This window comes from Luteimonas chenhongjianii, from assembly GCF_002327105.1.
Taxonomy (GTDB): Bacteria; Pseudomonadota; Gammaproteobacteria; order Xanthomonadales; family Xanthomonadaceae; genus Luteimonas; species Luteimonas chenhongjianii.
Genome location: NZ_CP023406.1, coordinates 1,101,532 through 1,128,205, shown reverse-complemented (window position 1 = coordinate 1,128,205; position 26,674 = coordinate 1,101,532). Strand labels below are relative to the sequence as shown.

The following is a 26,674-nucleotide window of genomic DNA, read 5'->3' as shown; positions in this document are numbered from 1 at the left end:
TTAGACCCCTGCCTGGGATACGCGGCGCAACACCGCGAGCGGAAAGCGTGTCCAGATCATCGCCCACACGGCGACGCGCACGGGCCAGGCCCGACGGCCCGCCTCGAAACGCCGGAAATAGCGCCACAGGCCGCGGTGCTTGTGCCATTCGACGAACACCGGGCGCGCGCGGCTGGAGACGCCGCGCACGTGCAGGACCGCGATGTCGTTGGCGACCGCCACCACCGCGCCCGCTTCGCGTACGCGCCTGCACAGGTCCAGATCCTCGGCATGCAGGCGGTAGCTGGTGTCGAATCCGCCGACACGGTCGAACAGCGTGCGCGGCAGCAGCATCAACGCGCCGGACACCGCCGGTACGCGCTGCAGGGCCTGCGCGGGGTCGCGCGGCACTGCCAGGACGCGCGCGGCAGACGCGCGCAGCATCGCCGCGAAGTCGGGGTCGCGGCGGCGCGCGGCGGGATCACGTACGCCGTCCTCGCCCACCAGCTCGGTTCCGAGCAGGCAGGGTGCATCGAGCGTGGCGGCGTGCCTGCGCAGGCGCATGAGCGTGTCCGCATCGACCAGGCAATCTGGATTGACGAATGCGATCCACGCCGCATCGGCATCGCGTGCGCCCTGGTTGCAGGCCACCGCGAAGCCGGGATTGTCGGGATTGCCGATGAAGCGCAGGCGCGGGTCCAGCGAGGCATGGCGCTGCACGATGGCGAGCGTCGAGTCGCTGGAGGCGTTGTCGACAACCCGGATCTGCGCCACGCCTTCAGCCGCGCGCAGCCGCGCCAAGCACCCGTCCAGCGTGCTGGCGCTCTGGTGGGTAACGACGACGGCGACGATGTCGGGCGAGGCGGCGGCTGCGGTCACTTCGTCGGCGGGGGCTGCGGCGGGAGGGACATTGTCCGCCACACCGGGGGCGTCGTGGGTCCCCGTGCGGTTCCATCGCCGGCTCCCGCTACGCGGGGTTCGCTCATGCTGCCGGCAGGGAGGCGGAGTCCGGGCTGGCCGTGGCGTCGGCCGGCTTGAATCCGTCATTCGCGCCGCCGGCCTCTCTCCCTTCCGCTTCGGCGGCGGAAAGCGGCGTCGGCGGACGAACCGGGTCCACCGTCTCTTCATGGAACAACTGCTGCTGGGCCGGCGCGTGTTCGAGGGCATCGAATCCGCGCTGCAGGGCGATCCGGGTCGCGTGCAGCGGGTCCTGCATCAGGAACGTCGCCAGTCGCGAGTGCCAGGACGGCCAGCGAACGCCAAGCGCATCCATGTCGCCATCGGCCGGGCCGCCCTCGCCGCCGCGCGCGACGAACGCGGTCTCGCACAGCGCATTGCGCCAGCCCAGGCCCGCCATGCGCAGCGACAGGTCGATCAACGCCGCATACCAGGAGCGGTAACTCGATGCATCCAGCCCGCCGGCCTTGCGCCGCGCATTTCCACGCAACAGAACCGCATGGCCAACGGCGGCCGGCAGTTCCGGATACAGCGGCGGCAGCGCCTGGCAGGCGCGGGCCAGGCGGGCGGGATCGTCCTGCACGGGATTGATCTCGCCGATCCGCGGCCAGGCAGCGGCTTCGCCGGCATTGCACCACGGCGTGGCCGTGGCGATGGATGCGTCACCGGCGAAACAGCGGGCGAGCGCGTTCGCCCAGCCCGGCGCGGGCATCGCGTCGGGCGCAAGCACGATGACGTCTGCATCGCCGCAGGCGCGGAGCACGTCGTCGAGATGCGCGACCTCTCCGATCGAGCGCTGGCGGCAGGTGTAGTCGGCCTGCAGCGGCGTGCTGGCGAGCCAGCGCTGCACGATCTGCGCGCCGCGCGGGCCGATGCGCGCATCGTCGGCGAGCCAGATCCGGGTGCCCGCCGGCGTGCCGGCATCGAGCGCGGCGAGACACGCATCGAGCGCGTCGTCGTCGTGCCCGACCGGCAGCAGGATCACCGGCAGCTCAGCCATGCGCAGCGCCTCCGTGCACCGGCGAACCCTCAGTCCTGCACGCGCTGCAGCGGCTGCAGGGCGCGGAAGCGGCGGCCGTACTCGTCGGTCAGCTGACGCGCCTCGAGCGGATTGCGCACGATGGTCGGGGTCAGCAGCACCACGACCTCGGTGCGTTCGGTACGCGAGCTCTGCGTCCCGAACAGGCCGCCAAGCACCGGGATCCGGCTCAGGCCCGGCAGGCCGCCGGACGTGCGCCCCACCTCGTCGCGGATCAGGCCGGCCAGCATCACCGTATCGCCCGCCTGTACCGCCGCCTCGGTCTTGAGCCGGCGCGTATCGATGCGCACGTTGCCCTGCGAATCGGCGGTGTTCTGCGGCTGTGGCGAACTCACTTCCTGCACGATGTCGAGGAAGACCATGCCGTCGCGGGTCACGCGCGGGCGCACCTTGAGGATGATGCCGGTCTCCAGGTACTGCACCTGCGTGTACTGGTTGTCGCCGAGGATCGGATTGACGCTGGTGCTGGCGACCGGAATGTTCGCGCCGACGTTGAACTCGGCGATCGCGTTGTTGCGCACGAACACCGACGGCGACTGCAGGATCTGCACGTCGGTCACCTGGTCGAGGGCACGGATCACCGCCGCGGCGTCGTTCTTGACCAGCGTCCAGGCGGCGCCCGGGCCGCGCACGCCGCCGATGCTCGCGCCCAGCGTGCTCCAGCGGTTCGGTCCACCGGCGGCCGGCGGCAGGAACGGGCCGAGGCCGTTGTCGGTCATGCCCTGCTCGATGTACCAGTTGACGCCGTACTCGAGCTCGCCGCTGAGCAGCACCTCGACCACCTGGGCCTCGATGTGCACCTGGGCCGGCATCACGTCCAGCCGTTCGACGACGTCGCGGATCGAACGCCAGGCCGCGGGCGTCGCGCGCACCAGCAGGGTGTTGGTTTCGTCGACGGCCGAAACGCCGACGCGGTCGCCCTCGACCTCGAGCGTGACGGTACCCGGGCCTTCTTCGACCTCGTTGAGCTGCATCTCGCCGCCACCGCCACCGCCGCCGCCGAGGCCACCGCGGCCGCCGCCCGGCATCCCGCCGCGGTTGTTGCTGCCCAGTCCGCCGCCGCTGTCGAGTCCGGACTGGTTGCCGTACTGGGTGTTGAGCCCGCCGCTGCGCATCGTGTTGCCGGTCAGGCCCGGCATCACCGAAGCGCCCCCCTGGACGCCACCGCCACCACTGCCCGGGCCACCGCCGAACACCTCCGCCAGGCGCTGCGCGAGTTCGCGCGCCTTCACGTACTTCAGCTCCAGCGAGAACAGGCGCGCCTCCTGGCCGGCGTTGTCGATGCGCTCCAGCCACTGCTGGATCTCGCCCAGGTAATCGGCCTGCGGCGTGATCACCAGTACCGCGTTCGCCCCTTCCAGCGGCATGAAGCGGAACATGCCCGAGACCGGCGATTCGCTGTCCTGGCCGAACACCTTCTCCAGATCCGCGACCACCTGGCTGGCCTTGCCCGACTGCAGCGGGAACACGCCCACCGACATGCCCGACAGCCAGTCGACATCGAAGATCTCGATCGTGCGCAGGTAGTTGTCGAGTTCGGAGCGGCTGCCCGAAACCGTGATGACGTTGCGCGCGTTGTCGGCCGACACGATCGCGTTCGGCCGCGCATAGGGCTCGAGCACCTTTTCCATCTCGGTCGCCGAGATGTAGCGCAGCGGCACGGTGCGCACCTCGAAACCACGCGCCGCGCCGGTGCCACCGGTACGCGGGGCCACGGTGCCGGTGGCGAGCGCGGTGTCGGCGGCGACGATGTTGTAGCGGCCGTCGCTGTAGATCATGCGGGCGTTGTTCCAGCCCAGCACCATCTCCAGCAGGCTCAGAGCCTGGGCCGGACTGACCGGCTGCGGCGTGGCGAGCGTCACCGTGCCCTGCACTTCCGGCGCGATCACGTAGTTCTGCCCGAGCATGTCGCCGAGGATCGCCTTGGCGACCGCGTGCACCGACTCGCCCTCGAAATTGAACGACGCCTGCCCGCTGGTCGCGCCGAGCGTCGGCGCGGCCGCGGAGGCCGCCCGCTGGTTGATCACCGTGCCACTGCCGCGGCGGATCTGCGGCTGCGGACGTTCCTCGTCGGCCAGCAGCGGCTGGGTGCGCGCGCCGGTCGTCGATGGGGTGTCGGCAGCGGCGCCGGCCTCCACGCCCTGGCGCATGTCGGCATCGCGGCGCATCGTCGCGGTCGGCACGCTCGCGCAGCCCGCGAGCAGCGCGATGCCGGTACCGATGGCGATGGCACGGAGATGGAAGGCTGGCGTCATGGAAGGCTTCATCGACAGGTCTACGGAGTCTGGACGGGGTTGGACTGCTGTTGCTGGCGCAAGCGCGCGCGCCGCTCCTCGATGCGGCGACGGATCGCCTCGACCTGCGCTTCCGAAGGGCCGGCGGCCGGCGCGCTCTCGGAGCTTGCAGCGCCGCTGGCCTCGACCTGCGGCGCTGCCTGGCGGCTGACCTGGGGCCGCGCCTGAGGCGTGCCTGGCTGCCGTGACCGCGCTGCCACGGCGGCCGCCTCGGCGGCGCGCTGCACGGCCGCGTTCGCCTCGTCCTGCAGCGCCGCCTGGCGCGCGACAGCCTGGGGGGCCCGCCCGACCGGCAGCGCTGTCGGCGCCATCGGGGTCGGCGGCTCGCCACCAATGCCGTCGAACACGCGCAGCTCCAGCGTGCGTGGCCCCTCGGGCGTGGTGAAGACCACGCTGCGGGCATCGACCGTCTCGAGCTGCCATGTGGACGCGGCCGGAGGCGCCTCGCCGATCTTCAGGCGCACCGGATCGCCGCCGTCGCCCGGCTGCAGGATCGCCATCGCGAAATCGGGCGTGCGCAGCACACTGGTCAGCACGTAATCGAAGCCGGCCCCCTCGCCCTCGCCTTCGTCCTGGGGATCGATGAAGAACGGGTGCGGCCGGCGGTCGCCGGAGAACAACGGCCGCGACGCGAACTCTCCGAACGCCGAAAGCGGCGGCGCTGGCGGCATGGGCGCCACCGCGGCAACCGGCGCCGCGAGCGCGCTGCCGTCGTCTTCGAGCGTGCCGATGCGGCTGCCGAGCCCGGCCAGCGACAGCGCCGCGAACACCAGCGCCCAGCCGCCGACCGCGGCAAGCAGCACGGTGCGCGCATTGCTGGCATCAATCCGCATCGGCGCCTCCGTTGGCGGGTGGCTGTGCAGGCGCCGCCGCGCTGCTGCCGGGCGTGACGGCCGGCGACGGCAGCAGGTAGCCGGACAGATCGAAACTGACGTCCACCCCGCCGCTGCTTGCCCCGGCGGTCAACGTGTGGCGCTGACTGAGGATGTTGAGGTTGTCGACGAACAGCCGCGGCGTACCGGTCTCGAGCGAATACAGCACGGCAGCCAGCTCCGGATTGCCGCAGCGCAGGCGCACCTGCACGGTCGCGCGCGGGTAGTGGTCGGTGCGCTGGCCGGCGATCGGCGAGCGGTTGCTGATCGCGCAGCTGCGGTTGCCCGGGCTGGCCTCGAGCACAGCCTGCTCCAGGCGCTGCACCAGCGCGGCAGTCGCCAGTTCCACGCCCGGCTGCGGCATGAAGCCGGGGGCGTCGTCCATGCTCGCGCGCAAGCGCTCGAGTTCGGCGCGCACCTGCGGCGCCTGTTCGAGTTCACGCCGGATGCGCAGCTCGCGTTCCTGCAGGGTGTCGATCCTGGACTGGATCTCGCGCATCGGCCGGGTCCACCAGGGGTGGATCAGCAACAGATACGCAAGGGCCAGGACACCGAGCAGCAGCCCCAGCGCCAGCCAGCGGTCGCGGGCCGACACGGGCCTACCGGTCATCGTCCGCACGCACGGGTTTCAGTGTCGGGCCTGCCGGCGCGGCGGGCGGCGCCACGAGTTCGGCGGTGAGGGTGAAGCGGTCCGAGCGCGTGCGCGGGTCGTTCTGCAGGGCCCCCGCCAATGCGGGCGCGCGCCACAGCACCGATCCCGACAGCTGACCGACCAGGGCCGAAGCTTCGGTGCTCAGGCCGATCAGCAGCACCCGGTCGCCCTCGATCGCGGCCTTCTCCAGCGACGTGCTGTCGGGCAGCCTGCGCGCGAGTTCGTCGAGCACCGCGACCGTCATCGGCCGCGCGGCGCGCTGCGCCTGCAGGAAGGCCATGCCCTCGCGCAGTTCGGTGAGCTGCTGGCGCTGCGCAGAGGCGGCGCGGGCGCGCACGGCTTCCGACGCGACGCGCGCTTCCAGGGCATCGGCCGCTGCGGCGCGGTTCTCGCGCATCTGCCACAGGCCGAATGCGGTCAACAGCACGGCGATGCCGGCGATCAGCCATTGCACGCGGGCCTGGGGATCGCCGCGCCGGCGCCTGCGCGCATCGTCGATCAGATTGACGCCTAGCGGCCCCGTGTCACTGGCGAGGTCGATGCCGGCGAGGGTCGGCGCGACCGGCCCGAGCGCGGCGAGCTGGGCATCGATCGCGGCGCGCGGCACCACCACGAGTTCCACGTCGATCTGGCCATCGCCGCGTCGTCCGAGCAGGCGATGGTCGTAACGCACGTCGGCTGCAGCGAACGGCGTCTGCCGGTCGATCTCGAAGCCCAGCACCTCATGGAGCCGGTCGGCCGCCGCCTCGGGCAGCGTCATGCGGCGTCGCAGGCCAACCGCGGCCGGCAGCAGCAGCCAGCGCGGCAGTTCGACCGTGCGCGGCGCGAGCACAGCCGCCAGCGGATCGGCCGCCCCGGTGTCGAGCGCGGCGCGCGGCAGGCTTGCGAGCTCCCGCACGCCTTCGCTGTCCTGCAGCTGCAGTGCCACGTCGGCGCCCCGACCGACCAGCAACAGGCGACGGCTGGCGAGCCCGAAGAGTTCGCGCACGCGCACCGGCAGCCACGCCGCGAGCGACGCCCCCCACCACGACCGGAAACCACGCAGCCGCGCCAACGTGCGGCCGTCGACGCGCCAGGCACGCCGGTCCGGCGCGGATTCGCCTGGGGTTGCGGGTGTAGCGGACATCATCGTGGCGACGCTCCTTCCTCCCAACGCAGCACGCTGTAGGCCGTGCCGGGTATGGCACCGCTGCCGCTCCTGACCACGGCCCGCAGCCGCGCGGTCCGTCCCTCCGGGAGCCGCGCCTGGCTCTCGATACTATACGTGCCGCTACCGCCGCCCAGCAGCGCGCCCACCAGCTGTGCGCCGACCGCGGCGCGGCCCGCCAGGATCGGATCGGCGTCGACCCCCATCGCCTGCAGCACCGGCGCGGCCGCGAACTGCGGGTCCGGCGTCGGCAGGCGGCTGTGGATCGTCAGATAGGGGGCGATCGCCTCGAACAGGGCGGGGGTCGTGCCGAGCACCTGCTCGACCTCGGCCACGCTTTCGAAGGGGGCGTTCTTGGCTCCGTAGGGTCGGCCGGCACTGCGGTAGTCCGCCGCCTCGGCGCCGCCGGTGACCTGCACCAGATCGTCGCCGTCCCGCCAGTCGACGATTGCGCCGCTCACCTGCTGTGCGACATCCGGCTCGGCGCCGGTCGCCTGCAGCAGCGCGGTGATCAGGCTGGCATCGGCGGCATTGAGATCGACCTTGCCGGTCTCGTCGACGATCCACAGCGTCACGTCCACGTCGTGGAAGCGCCAGGTATAGGGGCGCCCGTCGGGCTGCCACTGCAGCGCCGGGTCGTCCGCCGCCAGGCGCGTCAGTGCGTACTCCAGGCCGGCGCGTGCGGCCTGGTCGGCGGCGAGCCCGCGACTGAGCACGCGGCCCTGCTGCTGTTCGATACGGGCGGTCAGGGCGAATGCGCCCACCAGCGCCGCCAACAGCGTGATCAGCCACAGCACCAGCAGCAACGCCGCGCCCCGCTGGAGATGCCGCCGCGCAGTCATGGCTGCAGTTCCGCGCCCGGCTGACCGGTGCCCTGCGGCAGGGTCACCACCAGCACCGGCCACGCACCGTCGCGCTCGGTTTCGATCGAGACCTCCACCTGCAGCGGCAACGCCGACGGCCCCCAGCGCTCGTTCCACGCCCCCAGCGCGCCGGTTTCGTCGAAACCGCGGTAGCGCAGCCGCAGGCTGGCCAGGTCATCCACCAGGGTTTCGGGGGGACGCGGGTCTTCCGGTTCGATCGTGCGGCCGGTCATCACCATGCCGAACGCCACCGTCAGCCGCTGTGCCCGGCCGGAATCGTCGACCGCGATGTCGTGCAGGTGCGGGCCGCCCTGACCGAGATAGTCCGGCAGATCCGCAACCCAACGCAGGCGCTGCGGCTCGCCGATGAACTGTGCGATCTCGCCGGTGCCTTCGTCGGTCTGGAACGCGATCTGCTGCGCGGACGCGATGCGCCGGCGCAGGAAGCCGGCGACCGCGCGCATGCGTTCGCTGCGCTGCGACAACGCTTCGCCACGATCGACCGTCGCCGTCGCCGCACGCAAGGTGGTCAGGGCCAGGGCGAGGCCGGCGGCCAGCAGCACCGTGGCCAGCAGCACCTCGATGAGGGTGAAACCGCGTGCCTGCCTCATGGCGCCAGCACCGCCAAAGCGCCGGGTTCATGCAGGCGCAGCGTATGCACCTGCAGGCGCTCGCGGGGGCTGCCCTCTCCCCAGTGGACGTCCAGCGCCAGTTCGAAGAGTTGCCGGCCGGAAGGATCCGGCACGGCGGCGGGCAGTTCCGGATCGACGAAGGGCGTGATCGCCAGGGACCAGCGGTAGCGCCCGTCCTCGAACTCGCCAGTGCTGCGGCCGGCCACGATCGGCACGTCGATGCCGACTCCGTCGAGCAAGGAGCGCGCATGCAGCGCCGCGCGGCCGGAATCGGCCGCCCAGCGCACCTGGCGCGTCCCGTTCGACAGCGTGCCCAGCAGCAGCATCAGCGCAATGCCGAGTACGGCGAACGCGACGATGACCTCGATCAGCGTGTAACCGCGCTGGCCACGCATGCTCATTCGTTGGCGTTCCCGCGCGAGAGCCTGACTTCGCCCGTCAGCCAGGCGACATCGACCTGCCAGGCCGCGTCGCGCAGCAGCACGCGCACGCGCCCGCCGGTGGCTGCTCCATCGGCGAAGAACACGATCACGCCTTCGTCGGCGCTGGCCTGGAGTTCACGCGCGCCGGTGAACTCGACCTCGAGCGATTCGGGAATGCTGCCGTGCCGGCCATTGGGCGCCTGCCAGCTGCGCGCCTGTGGATTGAGGACGAACCGTTGCGGCTCGCCGGTCGCGATCGCGTGCGCACGGGTGTAGCGCAGTTGCGCGGCAATGGTCTTGCTCGTGGACTGCAGGGCGACACGATCGAACCCGCCACTCATCGCCGCCGCAGCCAGCACACCGGTGACGGCGATCAGGCCGACCACGAGGAGCACTTCCAGCAGCGAAAAACCGCGGATCCTGGCGATGCGGTGCGACATCTGGCGCGGCGATCTTCCGGAGCGGGACAGCTCCGGAATCTAGCATCAACGGCGCCGCACTTCCGCGCCGCCACCGGGGTTTTCCAGGCCCTGATTACTCGTATCGGATGTCGGCGTTCACGCTGTCGCCGCCCGGCTTGCGGTCGGCGCCGAAGCTGACGATCTCGAAGGGCTGGCTGTTGCCCGGCACGCTGTACTCGTAGGGCGTATTCCACGGATCGCGCAGCTCGGCGTCCTTGGCATAGGGTCCCAGCCATCCGCTGGCGCCGCCGGGCTGGGTCACCAGGTCGTTGAGCGCGTCCGGCAGGGTGCCGGTGTCCATTTCGTACTGGTGCACCTTCTCCGCCAGCGTCTGCACCTGCGCCTTGGCCAGATTGACGCGCGCGCGGTCACCGCCGCCGAGGATGCGGGTCGCCGCGAACGCCACGATGCCGCCGATCAACACGACGACGAGGATGATCTCGATCAGGCTGAAACCGCCTTGCGCCATGCGCGGGCTGCCGGGAGAACGCGAGCGGAGCATGGTCTGCATGGGGACGCCTCTTCGGGGGAATGCCCCCGATTGTATGCGTCCTAAACGCAACGGTCGGTCAGGTGCTGGCCAGCAACTGCTTCGCGCGACGCTGCGCTTCGTCGTAACCGTCCCGGGACAGGCGGTCGCGGACATAGCCCCTGACGTCGAGACCCCGCCGGCAATGCTGCGGCATGCACATCCGGTAGACCATCAGCGAGCCGGGGCCGCAACCGCCGAAACGCTCGCACCTGGCGAGAAGTACTGCATGCCCCCAGGCATCGCGCAGGGCTTCGTCGTCCATCCCGAGTGGCCTGTCGATCACCTTGGCGGGATCGAAAAAGGTGGCCTCGAGCAGCAGGATCTGAAGCGCTTCGAAGACCGCGGGACTGCGTGTTTCAGCGCTTGTCCTCTCGGCCGCCAGGCGCAGCACGTGGCGATCTTCATGGTCCATCTGTTCATCCGCTTCCAGCAGCGCGGAGATCAGCTGTGCGTCCGCATCACCGGCCTCGACCCGACGCTGCATCTCCACACGCTCGGCCTCGCGCCGGTCGAGCGGCTTCTCCGGTGGACAGAAGCGCGCCTGGAACGCGCGCAGCTCCGCGAGCGAAAGCGTCAGGCCGGGATCCTCGCGGTACGCGCCATGGAACTTCTCCAGGGCGATCGTGTCGAGAACGCAGACGTCGGTGGCGGACGCACCCAGCAGGAGGACGCCGAACGGAGCACCGGCCTCCTGGGCGGCGTGCTGCAGCTGCTCGTAACGGCTCGCCCGCCAAAGCGCGGCCTCGCTCCGCGCCACGCGCGAGCCGGACGGATCACTGCCTGCCGTCGACGCCGGCTGCGGTTGGGCGTCCGCGTCGCCTGCAGCCCCGTCGGTGACCGCAGGCTGGCAGGCCACCAGCGCCAGCAAGATCAAGCCCGCGCCGAGACAGTTCATTGCCGGTTTCCACATGCGGCCTTCCCCGTCCAGACCCGTCCGCCCGCTCAGCCGATGACACTGGTCAGGTCGTAGATCGGCACCAGCACCGCGAGGATCACCGCCATCACCACCAGCGCAAGCAGCATGGTGATCGCGGGCACCAAGGCGGCGAGCATGCGATCGAGCGAGGTACCGGTCTGCTGGTCGAAGGTGTCGGCGGTGCGCAGCAGCATCGCATCGAGCGCGCCGGATTCCTCGCCGACCTGGATCATCTGGATCGCCAGCCGCGGAAACCGCTTGCTGCGGCCGAGCGCGGCCGACAGGCCCACGCCGTTCTTGACCTCCGCCTCCGCCGCTTCGACATCCGCCGACAGGGCGAGATTGCCCAGCACCTTGCGGCCGATACCCAGCGCCGCGATCAGCGGCACGCCGTTGCGAAGCAGGGTGCCGAGGGTGCGCGCGAGCCGCGCGGTCTCGATACGCGCGACCAGCGGCCCGAAGATCCGCCGCTGTAGCAGCCAGGCATCGAAGCGCAGCCGGAAGCGCGCATCGCGCAGTTTCAGCGTGAAGGCATAAACCGCGAGTGCCGGCACGATGAGCAGCGCGATCCACCAGTCGCGGACGAACTCGCCCACGCCCAGTACGACCATCGTGAAGCCCGGCAGCTCCGCATCGAGGCTGTCGTACATCGCCGCGAACTGCGGCACCACGTAGCCGAGCAGGAACATCAGCGACGCACCGACCATGACGATCAGGATCGCCGGATAGATCAGCGCGTTGACCACGCGCCCGCGCAGCGCACGCGCCCGCTCCAGGTAGTCGGCCAGGCGTTGCAGTGTGTCCTCGAGGCTGCCACCGGCCTCGCCGGCGCGGACCATGTTCACGTAAAGCCGCGAGAACGTGCCGTGCTGGCGTTCCAGCGCCGCCGACAGCGAAACACCGCCGCGCACGGCGTCGCGCAGCTCGGTGATCGTGCGCTTGGCTTCGGGTTCCTCGGGCAGGTCCAGCAGGATCGTCAAGGCGCGGTCCAGCGGCTGCCCGGCATTGAGCAGCGTCGCCAGCTGCTGGGTGAACTGCACCAGCCGCTGGCCTGCGAACGGCTTCGGCTTGAACAGCGCCCTCCAGTCTTCGACTGCGCGCGCTTCGCTGGCCGGCCGCGCTTCGATCGGCAGATGCCCCTGTTCCTGCAGCCGCAAGGCCACGTCGGCTTCGCTGGCGGCATCCATGGTGCCGTCGAGCGTCTCGCCGCGCGTGTTGAGGGCCTTGTAGCGGTAGAGGGGCATGGTCCGGTCTCCTACGGCGTGCCGATCGCCGCGCCGTGGGGATCGGTGGAAAACATCATCCGCATTTCGGTGCGGCCGTCAGGCCAGGTGAATGGCGATTCCACGAAGACCGGGAGCGGCATGGGCGACGCCTTGCGCTCTTGTCTGCTCCAGCGCTGGTAGGCAGCCTGCGCATCGGGCCCGGACAGCGGAGTCGTCGCCAGGCACAGGCTGCGGCCGCAGCCGAAGTCGGCGAACTCCAGGCCATGGCGGCCGAGCGTTGTGGTGAGCCAATCGCCGAAAAGCAGGTGTAGATCCCGCGCGTCCGGATCGCTCAGGCCGTCATTCTCGAAATCCCGCGCGAGCTTCGACCAGGCCGGCCCGTCGTGGAAAACCCCCATCGCCTCCGCGCGCAGCCTGCCATTGCGCAGGAATCGCGATTCGGCGGGTGCGGATGCCTGCGATGCATCAGCAGGTCGCGCAAACGGCTCGGCGCGCTCGGAAGCACTCCCCGGGCTGCGTTCGCTTGAATCCCCGGGGACAGCGAGCAGGTCGGTGGACGGCAAATGCCTGACAACCACGGTGCCTTCGGGTGCCGTTGGCTGCGTCGGCGCTTCACCCCGGGCGTGAACCGGATTTGGCGCTGCGACATCCGGTCGGCTGTCGACGGCTGCAGGATCCTCGCCCGCCCTGCGTTCCTGTGGCGCGCCATGGTCGTCACAGCCTGCGAGCATCGCCGCGACCAGTCCCCAAAAAGCTGCGTGTCTCATCACCGCCTCCATGGCATTCCCCCGATAGGTGCGCACACTCACGCGTCTTCCGTCACGCGCAGTACTTCCTCGATCGTCGTCTCGCCGGCCAGTGCCTTGAGGATGCCGTCCTCGTACATCGTGCGCATGCCCGATTCGCGGGCAAGCTGCTCGAGTTCGCCCATGCCGGCGTGCCGCATGACCGCGCGACGCAGGGCATCGTTCATGACCAGGAATTCGACGATCGTCGTGCGGCCCAGATAGCCGGTGGGCGCGACAGCGGACGGCCCGGGCCGATACAGCATGATCTCGCCGTCGGGCTGGAAGCGGCGCAGCTCGAAGCGTTCGATCTCCTCCGGGGACGCCGCATAGCGCACCGCATGCGTCCGCTCGAGCCTGCGCACCAGGCGCTGGGCGAGGATGCCGTTGATGGTCGAGGTCAGCAGGTAGTCCTCGACCCCCATGTCGAGCATGCGGGTGATGCCGCCGGCGGCGTTGTTGGTGTGCAGCGTGCTGAGCACCAGATGGCCGGTGAGCGCCGACTGGATCGCGATGCGCGCGGTTTCCAGATCGCGCATCTCGCCGATCATGATGATGTCCGGATCCTGGCGGACGATCGAGCGCAGCGCGTGGGCGAAGTCGAGTCCGATCGACGGCTTGGCCTGGATCTGGTTGATGCCTTCGATCTGGTACTCGACCGGATCCTCGACGGTGATGATCTTCACGTCCGGCGTATTGAGCTGCGACAGCGCGGTGTAGAGCGTCGTGGTCTTGCCCGAACCGGTGGGCCCGGTGACCAGCAGGATGCCGTGAGGCTGGTCGAGCACCTTGTTGAACTGCGGCAGGAACTCGTCGGTGAAGCCGAGCCGGTAGAAATCGAAGACCACGGTCTCGCGGTCGAGCAGGCGCATCACCACGCTCTCGCCATGGGCGGTGGGCATGGTGCTCACGCGCAGGTCCAGCTCCTTGCCCTGCACGCGCAGCATGATGCGGCCGTCCTGCGGCAGGCGGCGCTCGGCGATGTTGAGCCGCGCCATGATCTTGATGCGGCTGATCACTGCGGCGGTCAGGTTCACCGGCGGGCTCTCGCCGTCGATCAGCACGCCGTCGACGCGGTAGCGCACCTTCAGCCGGCTTTCGAAGGGCTCGATGTGGATGTCGGAAGCGCGCAGTTCCACCGCGCGCTGGATCAGCAGGTTCACCAGGCGGATCACCGGCGCTTCGGACGCGAGATCACGCAGGTGTTCGACATCGTCGACATCGCCGCCGCCCTCGCCATCTGCCGACTCGACGATCGTGCCCATGGCGCTGCGGCCCTGGCCGTACCAGCGCTCGATCAGGTCGTCGATTTCCGAGCGCAGCCCGACCGCCGGCGCGATCTCGCAACCGGTCGCCAGGCGCACCGCGTCGAGCGCATAGCCGTCCTGCGGATCGGACATCCACACCTGCAGCCGGCCACGGCTTTCGCCGATCGGCAGCAGATGGAATTGGCGCAGGAAACGCACCGACAGCGGCTGTGCGCCCTCGACGAGTTCGGGCGGATCTTCGGGCACCGATTTCGCCGCGAGCAGGGGCAAACCGAGTTCGGCGGCGCAGGCTTCGGCATGGTCGCGTTCGGACACCAGACCCAGACGCCCCAGCAGGCCGAGCAGGCTGCCGCCGGCCTCGGCGTGCAGGCGCTGCGCCCGGCCCAGGTCGCCATCCTTGAGCCGGCCGTTGTCCCGCAGGCGCGCGACGATGCGTGCTTCGGGTGTGTCGGGCGTCGCCGGAGATTCCTCGAACACCGCGTTCACGGCTGGGCCACCCATTGAATGTCGGTTGGCCGGACTTTAGCAGTTCAGGCCGGGCCGACCGCGCACGCCGATTGCCGGCGCCGTCGCTGCGCGAATGCGTTGCCGCAGCCCATCGCTTCAGCGAGCAGGCGAGCCGCCAACGGGGGACGTGGCATCGCCGCCGTGCCTGAGATCCGCAGGCGGTGGATCCTCCTGGCGCATCTCCAGCGGGCTCGGCTTGCGGTCGCGACTGCTGGGCGCAGGCACGTAGTAGCCGACACGTTCGAAGAACCGGCGGTAGAAGCCCGTGTCCTGCACGGTGCTGCTGGCGGTGCGCACCAGCGAGTCTTCGCGGCTGCCGATCGGCAAGGACAGCGAGCCGATGCCGCCGACGCCGACGCTGGCCGAGTTCGAGCTCTTGCGCAGCACGTATCGGTCGAGCAGCGCACTGACGAACAGCAGCGATCCATCGTTGCCCCGCGGCACGCAGGACACGCGGACCGACAGCTGCGTATGCACCTCGTCTTCGGGCTGGAAGTTCTTGGTCGCCTCGACCGCATCGTCATTCGCCTTGCCGACCGCGTACCCCTGACCGAGCAGGGCGAGACGCGCCGCGCTGCAGACCTGCGCCGGCGGCAGCGCATAGGTACGCGAATAGGTCTCGTCGGCGTCGAAGGATTCGCCCATGAACGGCGCGTCCTCGCGCGCATTGCGGCCGCAGGCGGCCAGCACGCAGATGGCGAGGATTGTGGCGGTCAGGCGTAGCAGGGACGGGGCGCGCATCACCGGTTCGTTCGCTGGAGCGGGGAGCGCATGATAGCGACGGCGCCGGCCCGGGCAGGTGACAGGTCCTGCGCATTCATCCCGCAGACGGAACCGGCCTCGGGGCCAGGCCTTCAGTGTGTGGTCGGCGCGGGCGGTGCTGGCTCGTTGCGCGTGCGCCGCTCGGCTTCCAGCCAGTCGAGGTGCTCCACCAGGGTGCGGCCTTGTGCCTGCGCTTCGGCGGCCGCGGCCGCGTCCAGCACCTTGGAGACCGAGAGCGAAGTCGCGATGCCCTGCGCCTTTCGTGATGCAGCGATGTGCCGCAGCATCGCGATGAGCATCGCAGCGCTCGGCGTATTCGCCACCGGTTCGCCGCGGAGCACCAACGTCCACTCGCCCTGGTGGAAGGTGCCGCCGGCGAGCACGCGGTCGTCCACACTCTTGAGCTGTGCATGGACCTGCACGGCAGGCGCGGCGCCATCCTGGCGGCGCGGGGCATTGCGACGCCGCGCGTCGCGGCGGGACTTGGACGAAATGGACATCGGACGACGGTGTTCGCAGGACTGGCGCGACAGTATCCCAGATGACGGCCGCCCGCCCGTGGCGGTGTCGCGGCTGCCAGCGGTGGCCTGCATGCGGAAAGCCGCTGGAGAGCGCGGCGCGGCGCCGTATGCCCAACAGGCCTGAAGGGCGCCGGACTGCCGTATGGACAGGCGATCCGGCCCGGGCCTCGCGATCGACCCGTGCGTGACTGCGCGATCGGCCGCTGCCTCGCCCCCGCTGGAACGATCAGGCCGCGCCGGAGCACACATGCACAAGGCCGGCGGATGCAGCATCCCGCCGGCCTCGTGCACAGCGGGCGTTGGCTCAAAGCGGCGGCAGGGTGAAACGTGCCTGCAGCGTGACATTCGAATACGCGCGAACACCGCTCAGCTTGATGTAGTACACGCCCGCAACGGGCGCATTGATGCGGATCGTCTCCGAATTGCCCGGGCGCGTGGAGTTCCAGGTGCCGCTGGCGCCAGGCGCCTCGTCCAGGCTGACGTGCAGCGAGACATCGCCGCTGCCACCTGTCGTGGTGATGCTCAGCGGACCGGTGACACCGGTCGGAACCTCGATGCTGTAGAGCGTCTCGCTGCCCGCCGCGCCGGAGAGCGCGCGCACCGGCGTTCCGTTGACGATCGGGGTGGCGGGCGGCGCGCAATCGACTTCACACGGCGGCTCGATCGCCTTGAGCACGGCGGCCCCGGCGTTGACGACACCCGGCCCGATCTGGCGATTGGCGACCGGCGTCACTGCGAACGGGGTCGCGGTCTGACGCAGGATCGCCAGCGCTTCGGCGGTGTCGAGCAGCGGCAGGTCGGCTTCCAGGCGAGCGCTCTGCATCAGCGCGATGATGCCTGCCACGTGCGGGGAGGCCTGCGATGTCCCGGCCGAACCACCGATGGGCACGCCGGTGATCTGCGCGAGGGGCGTGGGCGTGGTGGTGCTGGGATTGCGCGCCTGCCACACGAAACCGTCGTCGATCGGGCTGCCGGTGCTGCCGTCGTTCGGATAGACGCCACCGCCCGGCGCCGAGATGTCGATGCCGTCGCCGTAGTTCGAGTAGTAGGCGCGGCGGCTGGTCACGCCGTTGGATGCAACCGTCACCACGCCCGGGCAGTTCGCCGGCGAGAAGTTGCTGACATCGGCGTTGCTGTTGCCGGCCGCGACGACGACGATCGCACCGAGCTCGTTCGCCCGGGCGACCGCTGCAGCTTCCACCGACGAACACGGGCCGCTGCCGCCGAGGCTCAGGTTGATGACCTGCGCGGGATTCGCATTGAGCGGCACGCCCGCCACCTCACCGCCGGCCGCCCAGATGATGGCGTCACTGATGTCCGATTCCATGCCCCCGCAATGGCCGAGCACGCGCACCGGCAGGTGCTTGGCACCGTAGGCGACGCCGGTCACGCCGACCCCGTTGTCGGTGCGCTGCGCACCGGCGGTACCGGCAACGTGCGTGCCGTGCCAAGAGCTGTTGCGCTGCTGGCAGCTGCCCGCGCCTGGATAGCCGATCGTCCAGTCGCCAAGGTCCCAACCGCCCGGCACCCGTTCATCGGTCGCGCGGCCGGAGACGAAGGCGTCGCTGATGAAGTCGTAGCCCGCATCGGCCATCGAGGTGTCGATGTCCGGATGCGCGGTGATGCCGGTATCGAGCACGGCGACGGTGATGCCGTTGCCGTCTGACAGGTCCCAGCCGGCGGGGGCGTCGATACCACCGCGGTTTGGCCCGCCGTCGAAGGTGTCGCTGCCGTCAGGCGCAAGCATGTGCCATTGCCAATCGATGTTCGGATCGTTGGGCGTGTAGGCCGGCTGCACCGGCGCCACGGCGATCTGGCGCAGGCGGTCGAGGCTCACGGATTTGACGTTCGGATCGCTGGCGATCTGCCGCATCAGCGTCGCGGCTTCCGCGCGGTCGACTCCGCGCGACAGGCGCACGACCTCGTGGCCGGTCGCGAGCCTGCGCACGTACGTGGCCCTGGTCGCGCGCTTGGCAGTGGAGAGGCCCGCGCGGGTCAGCGCGGTATCGACGCTGGCGAGGACGGCGTCCCGGCTGGTGCGGGTGCCGTCCTTGTACTCGACGATGAAGCGCGTGAACGGCAACTGCGCTTCGGTTGTCGTCACCTGCGGCGCCTCGAGGCCGGACTTGCGTGCCTGCCCCGCCGCTTGCGCGGTACCGACCGCGAGTACAGCAGTGACCGCAACGGCCAGCGTGCACGGAATGATGCCCTTCTTCATTTGTAGCCTCTCTTGACTGAAGTGATGGATCCAGATGTCGCAAGTCCGCGCTGCGCCATGCAGGCCGCGTCCTATGCGTTCCGTACGGGATGACCCGAACGCAACGCACCTCCGCTGTTGCCGCGACCGACAATCGCCGGGCGCGGCGCATTGCCTACCAGCCGAAACCGGCACCCACGCCGATCGACTTCTCATCGCCACTGAACGCACCACCCACGGTCATCGTTGCCCGGTCGCTGATCGCCCGCTGGTAGCCGACCGACAATGCGCTCTCGCCCCCCTGGAACCCGACGCCGACGCCGACCCGGTTCTGGGTGCGGATACCGGCGGCACTGGTCGCCATGTTGAGCATCGCCGCGCCCATCGCGCCCTGGCGGTCGATGCGGCGATCCGTGTCGTAGAAACGCCGCTCCACGTCGCCCTTGAAGGTGTCGAAGCTGTCGTTGAACGCGGCGAAGCGCTGATCGGTATAGGCGTTCGCACTGGAAACCGCCTGGGTGGCGGTACTGTCCGCATAGGCACGCACATCCGCGGAGATCGCGTCTGCAGGAGCCGCGGCCGCGCCGCCCGCAATCGGAGTTCCGGCACTGTCCACCGCCACCGGGGCGGAGACCGATGCGGGTGTCGGAACACCGGACACCCGGCTGCTTCCCGCCGTGTCCGCAGTCGCATCCGTTCCCTGCGCAGCCGGTTCCTCCGCAACCGTCGCAACCGCACTGCCGTCGCCGCTATCCGCGTGCACGGACTCGACCGATGTGCCGGCGATCTCGCCGCGTGACGCCCTGTCCTCCGCCGCGGTTGTGGTCACCCCGCCACGCGCCTCTCCCGCTTCGGCCTGGACATCGGGAGCGGAAGCGACCTCGTCGGTGTTGGCGACATCCGTGCCGGTGGGCGTCGCCACCGGCGTGGCCGGGGCGGACGTAACGCTCGCGGCCGCTCCGGTGCGTGCATCCTTGGATGCGACCGCACCATCACCGCGGTTCGCACTCGTCCGCATCGCCGTGTCGATATCGCCTACCTGCTGCTTGAGCCCACTGATTTCCGCGTCGAGTGCGCCGAACGCATCGCCCACCGAGAAGTAGTTGCCACCCTGGATCGCAAAGGTCGGCGCCGAGATCGTGCCGAATGCGGTCACGGCAGCGCCACCGCCCAGCGCATCGGCGGTCGTCTGCAGCGCCCCGTGGAGCTGGCCGCCCGTGATGGCATCGGTGCTGCTCGCGCTGACGGCGCCGCGCGCGAGGTTGGTCAGGCGCGTGCCGTCTTCGCCTGCGAGCGTGACGCGGGAGCGGGTCTCGTCGTCATAGGTGACGGCGCTCGCGGCCACATTCTCGACATCTCCGATGCGGTCTTCGACGCCGTCGACGCGGACGTTCGTTTGATTGAGCTGACTGCCGGTCACGGCGTCCGTACTGCCTTCGGCCACGACACCATCGGCGACATTGGTGATCTGGCGTTCGGCGCCAACGGTACCCACCGAAACGCTGTTCTGGCGATCCGCCAGAGCGCCCTGGCCGAGGGCGACACTGCCATTCGCACTGGCTACGGCATCCGAACCCAGGGCGACGCTGTCACTCCCCTCCGCGGTGGAGAAGTTGCCCAATGCAGTGCTGTTGTAGCCGGTGGCCCATGCAGCACCACCAATCGCCGTGGAGAAATCGCCGCTGGCTTCTGTGGGGAAGAGGTTGAACAGACCCGCGCCGCCGCCGACCGCCACGCTGTTCTGTCCGCTTGCGATCGAATAGGAGCCGATCGCGGTCGAGTCGGCCGCCGTCGCCGCGGAGGCATAGCCCATGGCGGTCGATTGGTCGCCCAGCGCCGACGCGACCGCGCCGAATGCCGCGGAAAGGTCGCCGACAGCGGATGCGCCCACGCCGACCGCAGAGCCGGCAAACCCCGAGGCCTCGGCACTGGCACCGATCGCCGTACCAGCCACGCCTGCGCTCGTTGCGGATGTCTCGATGGCATTGCCACTGCCATCGACCAGCAGCGGCTCGCCATCCTCGTCCACTGCTGTACCGCCGATGGCCACGCTTGCTGCGCCATCGGCCTGCGCGCCGGCACCCAACGCCGCACTGTTCTGGCCGAACGCCACCGAGTTCATGCCGACAGCGGTGCTGTTGTCGCCCTGCGCAAGCGAGCCACTGCCGAACGCCGATGCGCCATCGCCGATCGCATTGCTCGCATCGCCAGCGGCTGTTGCGTTGATGCCCTCCGCGAAGGCACCTACGTCGTCCGCAGGATCCTCGTTGTTGCCGGTCGCAGCGAAGTACTTGTTGTACTGCGTGGCGCCTTCCAGCTGGTCGAGATTCACCGCGTCGGTGCCCTGGGTGCCGGCAGCCACGTTGGTGATCTGGCGTTCGCTGCCGGCTGCGCCGACCGAGACGGTGTCGTTGCGGTCAGCCTCTGAACCTGCGCCCAGCGCGACGCTGTTGCTCGCCGAGGCATCGGCCAGGAAACCGATCGCGGTTGCGTCTTCGCCAGAGGCGGAGCTGCCGCTGCCGAGCGCCGACGCGCCATCGGCGGTGGCGTAGGCCAATGTGCCGACCGATGTCGCCTGCACGCCGGTCGCTTCTGCCAGGGTGCCGACCGCCGTCGCGCCGATCTCGGTCGCCAGGGCGCCGTTGCCGAGTGCAGTCGATGCGATGCCGCTGGCCTCGGTGGTCTGCAGGATCAGACCCGGCCAGCCGATCAGCAGGTCGCCGTAATCGGCGATGCCGCCGACTGCCAGACCGTAGTCGCCGCTGGCAACGCTGCCATAGCCCACGGCGGTGGCGAACCCGCCGGTCGCCTCCGCAAACGCGCCTAGGGCGCTCGAGCCGTCCGTCAGCGCCGAGCTGCTGTAGCCCAGTGCCGTCGACTGCTGGCCTTCCGCCGAGGCGGCGGCGCCGCTCGCGGTGCTGAACGCACCGACCGCCTGCGCGCCGGCGCCCAACGCCGAGGCGCCCGGGCCGATCGCCGTCGTGGTCTGGTCGAGCAGCACCTCGCCCGTGCCCGGATCTTCGTAATACAGCCAGCCGCCAACTGCGGTGCTCGAGTCGCCTTCGGCCACGGCGTTGTAGCCGGACGCCGTCGCGTACTGCCCCCAGGCGCTCGCCCCGCTGCCGAAGGCCGACGAGCCGACGCCCATCGCGCTGGTCGTCGAACCGACCGCGGTCGAGTAGTCCGCCTCGGCGATCGCGTTGGAACCCGACGCGGTCGCGTCCTGACCGTCGGCATAGGCTTCGCCATCGCCGGTCGCGCGGAAGTATTTGCTGTCGGCAGTCGCCTCTTCCAGCTGACCTAGGTTCACCGCATCCGTCGCTTCCGTGCCGGCGGCGACATTGGTGATCTGGCGCTCGTTATCCTCCGAGCCCACAGACACGCTGTTGGCGCGGTCGGCCTCGGAATATGCGCCCAGTGCGACGCTGTTGTCCGCGGATGCATACGCGTTGAAGCCCACTGCCGTGGAATCTTCGCCGTCCGCCCACGACAGCGTGCCCACTGCCGTCGTGAAGTCGGCCGTCGCGCCCGACCCTGCGCCGAGCGCGGTTGCACCCAGACCGGTCGCTTCCGCCGAGAAGCCATCGACGATGCCGCCCAGCGCGGTGCTCGCCTCGGCCGACGCGATGCTGCCCTGGCCTACTGCCGTGCTGCCGATCCCCGCAGCGGTGCTGTCGGAACCTATCGCGACGCTGTCCTCGCCCGAGGCCGTGCTCGCATTGCCCAGCGCCGAGCTGTTGAAGCCGGTCGCCGCGGCGTTGCCACCCGCTGCCGTCGAGAACGCACCCGAGGCTTCGGCCAGGAAGCCGAACGCCGCCGACTCGTTGCCGCTGGCAATGCTCTCGGCGCCGACTGCGGTGGAGGTTTCACCGGAGGCTTCGGCAAAGAAGCCAACCGCCGTCGACTCGATCCCCGAGGCCTCGGCAAGCGCACCGGACGCCAGGCTGCCGTCGCCACTGGCGACCGCAGCTGCACCGGTGGCGGTCGAAAGCTCGCCGCTCGCCAGGCTCTCCGCGCCGAGGGCCACGGCGTACTCGCCGTTGGCCTCCGCCGTCGCGCCGATCGCGATCGCGTTGGCCGCCGAGGCGGTCGCGTTGAAGCCGATCGCCGTCGCCTGTTCGCCGAATGCAAAGGCGCCGCTGCCGAGGGCGGATGCCCCGTCGCCAATGGCATTGCTGGCATCACCAGCCGCGGTCGCGTTCGCGCCTTCCGCCCATGCGCCCACATCATCCGCGGGATCTTCGTTGTTGCCGGTCGCAGCGAAGTACTTGTTGTACTGGGTGGCGCCTTCCAGCTGGTCGAGATTCACCGCGTCGGTGCCCTGGGTGCCGGCAGCCACGTTGGTGATCTGGCGTTCGCTGCCGGCTGCGCCGACCGAGACGGTGTCGTTGCGGTCAGCCTCTGAACCTGCGCCCAGCGCGACGCTGTTGCTCGCCGAGGCATCGGCCAGGAAACCGATCGCGGTTGCGTCTTCGCCAGAGGCGGAGCTGCCGCTGCCGAGCGCCGACGCGCCATCGGCGGTGGCGTAGGCCAATGTGCCGACCGATGTCGCCTGCACGCCGGTCGCTTCTGCCAGGGTGCCGACCGCCGTCGCGCCGATCTCGGTCGCCAGGGCGCCGTTGCCGAGTGCAGTCGATGCGATGCCGCTGGCCTCGGTGGTCTGCAGGATCAGACCCGGCCAGCCGATCAGCAGGTCGCCGTAATCGGCGATGCCGCCGACTGCCAGACCGTAGTCGCCGCTGGCAACGCTGCCATAGCCCACGGCGGTGGCGAACCCGCCGGTCGCCTCCGCAAACGCGCCTAGGGCGCTCGAGCCGTCCGTCAGCGCCGAGCTGCTGTAGCCCAGTGCCGTCGACTGCTGGCCTTCCGCCGAGGCGGCGGCGCCGCTCGCGGTGCTGAACGCACCAACCGCCTGCGCACCGGCGCCCAACGCCGAGGCGCCCGGGCCGATCGCCGTCGTGGTCTGGTCAAGCAGCACCTCGCCCGTGTCCGGATCCTCGTAATACAGCCAGCCGCCCACTGCGGTGCTCGAGTCGCCTTCGGCCACGGCGTTGTAGCCGGACGCCGTCGCGTACTGCCCCCAGGCGCTCGCGCCGCTGCCGACGGCCGACGACCCGACGCCCATCGCACTGGACGTCGAACCGACCGCGGTCGAGTAGTCCGCCTCGGCGATCGCGTTGGAACCCGACGCGGTCGCGTCCTGACCGTCGGCATAGGCTTCGCCATCGCCGGTCGCGCGGAAGTATTTGCTGTTGGCAGTGGCGTCTTCCAGCTGCCCCAGGTTCACCGCATCCGTCGCTTCCGTGCCGGCGGCGACATTGGTGATCTGGCGCTCGTTATCTTCGGAGCCCACTGACACGGTGTTGTCGCGGTCGGCCTCCGAACCCTGCCCCAGGGCAACGCTCCCCTCCGCGCTCGCCGTCGCGTCCGAGCCCAGCGCCAAGCTGTTGTCGCCGGCCGCGGTGGAGAAGTTGCCGACAGCCGTGGTGTTGAAGCCCGATGCCCAGGCCGCGCCGCCAATTGCCGTCGAGTAGTTGCCACTCGCCTCGGTCGGGAACAGATTGAAGAAGCCGGCGCCACCGCCCACCGCAACGCTGTTGATGCCGCTGGCCACCGAGTACGAGCCGATCGCCGTCGAATCCGCGCTGGTCGCAGCGGCCGCGTAACCCATTGCAGTCGACGCGTCGCCCGCAGCCGTCGCGACCGCACCAAAGGCGGAAGACACCTCGCCCGCGGCCGATGCGCCCACGCCATAAGCCGAGCCTGCGAAGCCGCTGGCGCTTGCGCTCGCGCCGACGGCCGTGCCCGCCACGCCCGCACTGGTCGCGGCGACTTCGACCGGCAGGCCGTCCGCATCGAGGAGCAGCGGCTCGCCATTCTCGTCAACCGCCGTCCCGCCGACCGCCACGCTGGCCGCACCCGACGCGCTCGCGCCCGCGCCGAAGGCGGCGCTGTTCTGGCCTTCCGCGGTGGCGTTGAAGCCGACTGCCGTCGCCTGATCGCCCAATGCAAACGCGCCGCTGCCGAAGGCCGAAGCGCCGTCGGCGCCGGCATAGGCACTCTCGCCTGCGGCAGTGGCGTACTCGCCATCGGCCGCTGCCGCGTTGTCGTTGTCCGCGCCGCCGGTCGCGGTGAAGTACTTGCTGGTGCTTTCCGCGACTTCGGCCACGGCATCGAGCTGGGCCCGGTTCACCGCGTCGGTGGCATTGATGCCCGGCGCGAGATTGGTGATGCGGCGCGTCGCAGGGAAGCCGCTCGCGCCAGTGCCGTTGCCGATCGATACCACGCCTTCTTCGGTCGCACGCGCCCCCGCACCGAGCGCGACACTGTTCACGCCATTTGCCCATGCGCTCAGACCGAGCGCTGTCGCGTTCTGCCCGTAGGCGAACGAATCGCGGCCCATCGCGGTCGTGCCGACGGCCGTCGCCCAGGCGAACTGGCCGACTGCAGTGGCGTTGGCACCGGTGGCCCGGCTCGAGCCGCCGACCGCAGTGCCGTTGGTCCCTGTCGCCTGCGAAGATCCGCCGACCGCCACGCCGCTGGCGACGCTTGCGTTTGCGCTGCTGCCGACGGCCACGGCGCTGGTGCCGCTGGCGCTCGCGCCGACGCCGACAGCGGTGGCATTGGCAGCGGAAGCGTTCGTGCCATAGCCAAGCGCAGTCGAGAAGTTGGCCGTGGCCTCCGAGAAGCCGCCCGCGGCGGTGGCATAGTCCGCGCCGGCGGTGCTGCTGTAACCGGTAGCCGTGGACTGCCCCCCTTCGGCGGTGGCACCAGCGCCGGTTGCGGTGGAGAACGCACCCGAGGCCTCGGCGCCCGCGCCGAATGCGGAGGCCCCGACATTGGAGGCGGCAGTGTTGCGGTCGAGCAGGACCTCGCCAGTGGATGGATCCGTGTAGTAAAGCGTGCCTCCGACAGCCGTCGCGGAATCAGCGCTCGCAGAAGCGCCGTAGCCGGACGCGCTCGCGTACTGGCCATCGGCCTGCGCGCCCGATCCGAATGCGGAGGCGCCCTGGCCGTAGGCGCTGCTGCCCGAGCCGACCGACGTGGCGTAGTCGCCGTCGGCGAACGCGTCGGAACCCACCGCCGTCGCCTCCTCACCGGCAGCAAAGGCCTGGCCGTCACCGGTCGCCTGTACATAGGCCAGTTGCGCGGTCGCGCTTTCGAGCTGGCCGAGATTCACCGCGTCCGTCGTCTCAGTGCCATCGGCGACATTGGTGATCTGCCGTTCGTTGCCTGCCGAGCCGACCGAGACGCTGTCGCTGCGGTCGGCAACCGAATACGCGCCCAGCGCGACTGCGCGCGAGCCCGACGCCTCGGCATACAGGCCGAGCGCCACGCTGTCGTCTCCCGACGCGACGGCGACGGTCCCGACCGCCGTGCTGAAATCGCCGGAAGCCTGGCTGTCCGCGCCGACGGCCAGGCCCAGAATGCCCGCCGCACTGCTCGCATTTCCGACTGCGGTGCTGTTGAAGCCGGCGCTCGAAGCGCCAGCGCCGACTGCGGTCGAGAATTCGCCCTCGGCTTGCGCCTGCAGGCCGAACGCGGCGGACTGCGCGCCCGCTGCCACGCTCTCGGCGCCCACTGCAGTCGCGCCTTCGCCGGAGGCATCGGCGATGTAGCCGATGGCCGACGCTTCGGTCCCGGAGGCCTGCGCGCCCGCGCCCGAGGCGGTGGCGCCCGGCCCGCTTGCGCTGGCACCCGCACCTGTCGCGGTGGCCTGGTCGGCCAGGGCGCTGCTGCCGTAACCGATCGCGGTGGCCTCCAAGCCGCTCGCCACCGCGCCGCTGCCCAGCGCGCTGGCACCCTGCTCGAACGCCGAGGCGTTCGAACCCACCGCCGTCGTGAAGTCCCCTTCCGCAAAAGCTCCGGCGCCGGCCGCCACCGCTTCATCGCCTTCGACGATCGCATCGTCATCGCCGGTGGCCTGGAAGTGGCGGGTGGATACCGCGACCGCATCGTCCACCTGGCCCACCGTGGCCGCGTCGCTGTCGGCGATGCCGTCGGCGACGTTGACCAGACGACGCGTCGCAGGCGTCCCCGCAGCGCCGGTGCCAACACCGTCGCCGAACGAAACCGTATCCGCTTCGGTCGCGACCGACCCGTGGCCGATCGCAACCGCGTCGGTTGCCCCTGCGCGCACCGTAGCTGCCCGACCCACGGCGGTTCCACCGTCTGCGAGCGCCTGCGCGGTGAAGCCCACCGCAGTCGATTGCGCGCGCGATGCCTGCGCGTTGGACCCCAGCGCGGTGGCGCCGGTGGCGCCCGCCGTTGCGCCCGCACCGATGGCCGAGGCATTCGCGGCGGACGCGCGCGCGTTCGCACCGGAAGCGGTCGCGCTGTTGGCGGTCGCGCGCGCGTTGGCACCGGTTGCGGTGGAGTTGGGGCCCGTCGCCTGGGCTGCATAGCCCAGGGCTGTCGCCTGGGCACCGCTCGCGACCGCCTGCGCGCCGAACGCTGTGGCGTTGGCACCGGATGCGTTTGCGCTTCCGGTAATTGCGCACTGGGTGACCACGAGACGGCCACCGGTGACCACCGCACACGAGCCCGCGCCCCCGACCGCCGTGGACTGCGCCCAGAGGGGAAGACCAGCTCCCGACAGGACCAGGAGCATGGCAGCCGAGAGCACAGCGGGACCGCGGCGG

18 protein-coding genes and 1 pseudogene are annotated in these 26,674 nt (G+C 70.4%); all 19 read right to left on the bottom strand.

Annotated features, from left to right (window positions below; translation table 11 throughout):
* Positions 1-858: a glycosyltransferase family 2 protein gene (locus tag CNR27_RS05135; protein WP_245815757.1), complete on the bottom strand. Its 858-nt coding sequence runs from the start codon at positions 856-858 to the stop codon at positions 1-3.
* Positions 859-1,108: 250 nt separating this feature from the next.
* Positions 1,109-1,936, bottom strand: a pseudogene (locus tag CNR27_RS05130) (glycosyltransferase); the annotation flags it as partial.
* A gap of 29 nt (positions 1,937-1,965) precedes the next feature.
* Entirely contained in the window at positions 1,966-4,230 is a 2,265-nt protein-coding gene (gspD, locus tag CNR27_RS05125; protein WP_096297227.1) for a type II secretion system secretin GspD, read from the bottom strand.
* Positions 4,231-4,250: 20 nt separating this feature from the next.
* The gene (locus CNR27_RS15680; protein WP_096297226.1) at positions 4,251-5,102 is read right to left on the bottom strand and encodes a hypothetical protein; all 852 of its coding nucleotides are present in this window, start codon (positions 5,100-5,102) and stop codon (positions 4,251-4,253) included.
* Complete coding sequence (gene gspM, locus CNR27_RS05115; RefSeq protein ID WP_096297225.1) at positions 5,092-5,751, bottom strand: type II secretion system protein GspM; 660 nt, start codon at positions 5,749-5,751, stop codon at positions 5,092-5,094. The genes CNR27_RS15680 and gspM overlap by 11 nt, the downstream gene beginning before the upstream one ends.
* The gene (locus CNR27_RS05110; RefSeq protein ID WP_096300317.1) at positions 5,741-6,919 is read right to left on the bottom strand and encodes a PilN domain-containing protein; all 1,179 of its coding nucleotides are present in this window, start codon (positions 6,917-6,919) and stop codon (positions 5,741-5,743) included. Before CNR27_RS05110 ends, gspM begins: the two co-directional genes overlap by 11 nt.
* Complete coding sequence (locus CNR27_RS05105) at positions 6,919-7,782, bottom strand: type II secretion system minor pseudopilin (protein WP_096297224.1); 864 nt, start codon at positions 7,780-7,782, stop codon at positions 6,919-6,921. Before CNR27_RS05105 ends, CNR27_RS05110 begins: the two co-directional genes overlap by 1 nt.
* On the bottom strand, positions 7,779-8,414 hold the full coding sequence (locus CNR27_RS05100) for a prepilin-type N-terminal cleavage/methylation domain-containing protein (RefSeq protein ID WP_096297223.1): 636 nt from the start codon (positions 8,412-8,414) through the stop codon (positions 7,779-7,781). Before CNR27_RS05100 ends, CNR27_RS05105 begins: the two co-directional genes overlap by 4 nt.
* Complete coding sequence (gene xpsI, locus CNR27_RS05095; RefSeq protein ID WP_096297222.1) at positions 8,411-8,830, bottom strand: type II secretion system protein XpsI; 420 nt, start codon at positions 8,828-8,830, stop codon at positions 8,411-8,413. The genes CNR27_RS05100 and xpsI overlap by 4 nt, the downstream gene beginning before the upstream one ends.
* A 2-nt stretch (positions 8,831-8,832) precedes the next feature.
* Positions 8,833-9,297: a type II secretion system protein XpsH gene (xpsH, locus tag CNR27_RS05090; protein WP_096297221.1), complete on the bottom strand. Its 465-nt coding sequence runs from the start codon at positions 9,295-9,297 to the stop codon at positions 8,833-8,835.
* A 94-nt stretch (positions 9,298-9,391) separates the two neighbouring features.
* A complete protein-coding gene (gspG, locus tag CNR27_RS05085; protein WP_425435485.1) occupies positions 9,392-9,829 on the bottom strand; it encodes a type II secretion system major pseudopilin GspG in 438 nt (145 codons plus the stop codon).
* Positions 9,830-9,887: 58 nt separating this feature from the next.
* Positions 9,888-10,745, bottom strand: coding sequence for a hypothetical protein (locus tag CNR27_RS05080; RefSeq protein WP_096297220.1), 858 nt, complete (start codon positions 10,743-10,745; stop codon positions 9,888-9,890).
* A gap of 47 nt (positions 10,746-10,792) precedes the next feature.
* Positions 10,793-12,010, bottom strand: a complete 1,218-nt coding sequence (gene xpsF, locus CNR27_RS05075; RefSeq protein ID WP_096297219.1) for a type II secretion system protein XpsF — start codon at positions 12,008-12,010, stop codon at positions 10,793-10,795.
* An 11-nt stretch (positions 12,011-12,021) separates the two neighbouring features.
* Positions 12,022-12,801: a hypothetical protein gene (locus tag CNR27_RS15215; protein ID WP_157745285.1), complete on the bottom strand. Its 780-nt coding sequence runs from the start codon at positions 12,799-12,801 to the stop codon at positions 12,022-12,024.
* Positions 12,798-14,546, bottom strand: coding sequence for a type II secretion system ATPase GspE (gene gspE, locus CNR27_RS05065; protein ID WP_096297217.1), 1,749 nt, complete (start codon positions 14,544-14,546; stop codon positions 12,798-12,800). The genes CNR27_RS15215 and gspE overlap by 4 nt, the downstream gene beginning before the upstream one ends.
* 102 nt (positions 14,547-14,648) lie before the next feature.
* Entirely contained in the window at positions 14,649-15,293 is a 645-nt protein-coding gene (locus CNR27_RS05060) for a DUF2242 domain-containing protein (RefSeq protein ID WP_245815755.1), read from the bottom strand.
* 113 nt (positions 15,294-15,406) lie between these two features.
* Positions 15,407-15,814, bottom strand: coding sequence for a hypothetical protein (locus tag CNR27_RS05055; RefSeq protein ID WP_096297216.1), 408 nt, complete (start codon positions 15,812-15,814; stop codon positions 15,407-15,409).
* 325 nt (positions 15,815-16,139) lie between these two features.
* Positions 16,140-18,053, bottom strand: coding sequence for a S8 family peptidase (locus tag CNR27_RS05050; RefSeq protein WP_158613497.1), 1,914 nt, complete (start codon positions 18,051-18,053; stop codon positions 16,140-16,142).
* Between the two features lie 154 nt (positions 18,054-18,207).
* Positions 18,208-26,643, bottom strand: a complete 8,436-nt coding sequence (locus tag CNR27_RS15210) for a beta strand repeat-containing protein (RefSeq protein ID WP_245815754.1) — start codon at positions 26,641-26,643, stop codon at positions 18,208-18,210.
* Positions 26,644-26,674 lie beyond the last annotated feature (31 nt).